We start from the raw sequence: 3,753 nt of genomic DNA, 5'->3' as shown, positions 1-3,753 counted from the left end.
CGCTGCCTCATCCCCTGGTCGCGAAGGTCCTAATCGCCCCACGCCAGCAGGTCGAAGGCGACGAACGCTGCCGGCGTCTGCTGGGAGAGCAGGCGCACCCGAGAGTCGGCGGGATGGATCCGCTGCTGCAGTGCCTCGAAGTCCAGGTGGTTGGCCGCGAGGTTGGCCACGACGATCTCGCCGTCGATGACTGCCCGGGAGGGGAAGTTCTCCAGCACCGCCTCGACGACCTCGGGGAAGTAGCGGGTCATCGGCTTCTCGTTGCGGCTGCCGATGACCACCTCGTCGCCGTCGCGGAAGATGATCGAGCGGAACCCGTCCCACTTGGGCTCGTACATCTGACCCGCCGGGATGCTCTGGGCGGGCTTGGCCAGCATCGGCTTCACCGGCGGCATGACGGGCAGGTCCACCACCCCATCCTGCCGTATGGGTGTCGCGGCGCGCGCATGGCGGCTGGTGCGGATACGGTGCAGAGAACATCCAACTAGGAGGATCCCGTGGGCATTGTCAACAGAGTGGTCAGCAGCATCAGCGGTGGAGGTCGTCGCCGCGGTGGAGCAGCAGGTGGCACCGGTTCGCCGGGGCCCAAGAGCGGCGGAGGAGTCGGCCGCCTGGTCAACAAGGCGACCCGCAAGGGTCGCCGGCTCTGAGCTGAGACCGAAAAGCGGCCGTCACCATCTCGGGGCGGTCGCTTTTTTCTGTGGCCCTTGCCCGTCACACTGGTGTCATCGAAGGGGCAGGATCCTTCGGCAACCGGTCGGAGGCCGAGCTGTGTGAGCACCGCATGACGCTGAGCGTTCTGGATCTCTTCACCATCGGTATCGGTCCGTCGTCGTCGCACACGGTGGGGCCGATGCGCGCCGCTGGCATGTTCGCGGCCTCTCTGGATGCGACTGGCGACCTACGCGGTGTCGACCGGGTCAGCGTCGACCTCTACGGCTCGCTCGGGGCGACCGGCAGGGGGCACGGCACGGAGGGTGCCATCCTGGTCGGTCTGGAGGGTGCGGCTCCCGAGACGGTCGAGCCTGCGGAGATGGCCGCCCGAGTGGCCCACATCCGCCAGCACCACCGTCTCTGCCTCGGCGGGCGGCACGAGATCGGCTTCGACCCTGAGCTCGACCTGCGGTTCCACCCCCGCCAGGTGTTGCCGGCCCACTCCAACGGCCTGACTCTCACCGCGTGGAGTGGTGAGCGGCAGGTCACCGCCGTGACCATGTACAGCATCGGCGGCGGGTTCGTGGTGGACGAGCATGACCTCGCCCTGGGCGGCGCCGCCGACCTCGACGTGCCGCACCCGTTCGACTCAGCCGGTGAGCTGCTGCGCTGGTGCCGTCTCGAGGGCGCCAGTGTGGCGCAGATCATGGCCCGCAACGAGGATGCGGCGCGGCCCCGGCAGCAGACGGAGGATCAGCTACGTCGCATCTGGGCGGTCATGCAAGGGTGCGTCTCTCGCGGGTGCGAGGCAGAGGGTGTGCTGCCCGGCGCCTTGCGCGTGGCCCGACGGGCTCCACGCCTGCACCAGGATCTGCTGGCCATCGCGGGCGGGGGTGGATCGGCCTCGGACACCCTGAGCGCGGTCGACTGGCTCACGGTGTACGCCATCGCGGTCAACGAGGAGAACGCCGCCGGCGGACGGGTGGTCACCGCCCCCACCAACGGCGCGGCGGGCATCATCCCCGCAGTGCTCCATTACTACTGGCACTTCTGCCCCGGCGCCGACGAGGACGGGGTGATCCGCTTTCTGCTCGCCGCAGCGGCCATCGGCATCATCATCAAGGAGCACGCCTCCATCTCCGGGGCGGACGTCGGCTGCCAAGGGGAGGTCGGCTCCGCGTGCGCCATGGCCGCCGCGGGCCTGACCGAGGTGTTGGGCGGCACCCCCGAGCAGGTCGAGAACGCCGCCGAGATCGGGCTGGAGCACAACCTCGGGCTGACCTGCGACCCGGTGGGCGGCCTGGTGCAGGTGCCGTGCATCGAGCGCAACGCCGTTGCAGCGGTCAAGGCGGTGACCGCCTCGCGGCTCGCCCTACGCGGCGACGGGACGCACCGGGTCAGCCTCGACCAAGCAGTGGAGACCCTGCGCCAAACCGGAGCCGATATGTCGGTGAAGTACAAGGAGACCTCGACCGGCGGCCTGGCCGTCAACGTGATCGAGTGCTGAGCCCTCAGTCGGTGCGCTTGCGGCTCGGCTGCACCCGCCGCGGCTCGCCAGGCATCTTCGGGTAGTCGGGAGGAAAAGCCATCTCCCCCAGGCCGCGCTCCAGATCGGACTCCCACAAGTCGAGCGCCCCACTAAGGTCACCGGGATCGGCGTGCAGGTACGCCCACGGGTCGCCTCGCTCGCGAAGGCGGTCAGGCACGGTGTGCACCGTGAGATCCGTCGGGTCCAGGCCTATCACCTCGTCCCACGACACGGGAGTCGACACCGGCGCGCCCGGCAACGGGCGCGGGCTGTAGGCGGCGGCCAGTGTGCGGTCGCGGCACGCCTGGTTGAAGTCGACGAAGACCTTCTCGCCGCGCTCCTCCTTCCACCAGGCCGTGCACACCAGCTCGGGCATGCGGCGCTCGAGCTCGCGAGCGATGCCGATGACCGCGTGGCGCACCACGAGGAACTCCCACTGCGGCCGGATGGCCGCGTGCACGTGCACGCCTCGGTTGCCCGTGGTCTTGACGAACGGTCGCAGCCCGATGCCCTGCATCACCTCGCGAAGCCCGAGCGCGACCTCCACCACGTCGGCGAAGGAGCGCTCCGGCTGCGGGTCCAGGTCGATGCGCACCTCATCCGGGTTGTCGTTGTCGCCCGTGCGCACCGGCCAGGGGTGGAAGGTGACCGTGTTCATCTGGACCGCCCAGACGGCGGTGGCGACCTCGTCCACCACCAGCTGCGGGTGCCTACGACCGGAGGGGTAGGTGCACGACGTGGTCCGCACCCACTCGGGCACTCCTCGGGGCGGGTTCTTGGAGTAGAACTCCTCTCCCTCGATCCCGGTGGGGAACCGCTGCAGGGTCACCGGGCGGTCACCGAGCGCGCTGACGAGCGCCGAACCTACCGCCTGCACATAGCCCGCCAGGTCTGCCTTCGTGAGCGCGGACGAGGACTCGGTCGCCGGCCAGACCTCCCGGTCGGGGCTGCTCAGCCGCACCGAGCGCTCCGCCCCGTCAGGACCCGGGATGTCCAGCGTCGTCGGGGCGGCCATGGCCGCACGCTACCGGCCCCAGAACCCTCCGTGGGGAAGATGTGCCCCGGCGGTGGTGTTGGCGCCCCTATGAAGGAGAAAAACCGTCAGGACTACGCCGTGAGCAAATCCGAGCAGGAGTGGCGTGACCAGCTGAGCTCGGCCGAGTACGACGTGCTGCGCCAAGCAGGCACCGAGCGGCCCTTCGTCGGGGAGTACACCGACACCACCACCACCGGTGTGTACCACTGCCGTGCCTGCGGCTACGAGCTGTTCCGCAGCGAGACCAAGTTCGAGAGCCACTGTGGCTGGCCCTCGTTCTACTCCCCCTTGGCTGAGGACCGGGTCGAGTACGTCCAGGACCGGTCGTTCGGGCGCACCCGGACCGAGGTCCGGTGCGCCAACTGCGGCTCCCACCTGGGTCACGTCTTCGAGGGCGAGGGCTACGACACCCCGACCGACCAGCGGTACTGCATCAACTCGATCAGCATGACCCTGACCCCCGCCGAGTAGCCCTCGCGCGCTACGGCGCGGACGCGACGATCTGGTCGACCGTGACCCGGGGCCCGGTGTAGAA

At 69.5% G+C, this 3,753-nt stretch carries 3 protein-coding genes and 1 pseudogene; 2 read left to right on the top strand and 2 right to left on the bottom strand.

Translation table 11 applies throughout. From position 1 onward, the window contains the following. Nucleotides 1–32: 32 nt before the first annotated feature. Nucleotides 33–410, bottom strand: a pseudogene (ligC, locus tag VJ976_RS07825) (ATP-dependent DNA ligase); the annotation flags it as partial. Nucleotides 411–784: 374 nt separating this feature from the next. Between ligC and VJ976_RS07820 the strand changes: the two are divergent. Beyond that, entirely contained in the window at nucleotides 785–2,161 is a 1,377-nt protein-coding gene (locus tag VJ976_RS07820) for an L-serine ammonia-lyase (protein ID WP_324099562.1), read from the top strand. A gap of 4 nt (nucleotides 2,162–2,165) precedes the next feature. Here VJ976_RS07820 and ligD read toward each other — a convergent pair whose 3' ends face one another. Continuing rightward, nucleotides 2,166–3,197, bottom strand: coding sequence for a non-homologous end-joining DNA ligase (ligD, locus tag VJ976_RS07815; RefSeq protein ID WP_324099561.1), 1,032 nt, complete (start codon nucleotides 3,195–3,197; stop codon nucleotides 2,166–2,168). 69 nt (nucleotides 3,198–3,266) lie between these two features. On the opposite strand from ligD, the gene msrB reads away from it, so the two are divergent. Next, nucleotides 3,267–3,689, top strand: coding sequence for a peptide-methionine (R)-S-oxide reductase MsrB (gene msrB / locus VJ976_RS07810; RefSeq protein ID WP_324099560.1), 423 nt, complete (start codon nucleotides 3,267–3,269; stop codon nucleotides 3,687–3,689). The last annotated feature ends 64 nt before the right edge of the window (nucleotides 3,690–3,753 follow it).

Origin of the sequence: Ornithinimicrobium sp., from assembly GCF_035267225.1 — a bacterium.
In the GTDB taxonomy this organism is placed as follows: domain Bacteria; phylum Actinomycetota; class Actinomycetes; order Actinomycetales; family Dermatophilaceae; genus Ornithinicoccus.
This window is presented reverse-complemented; position numbering and strand designations above follow the sequence as displayed.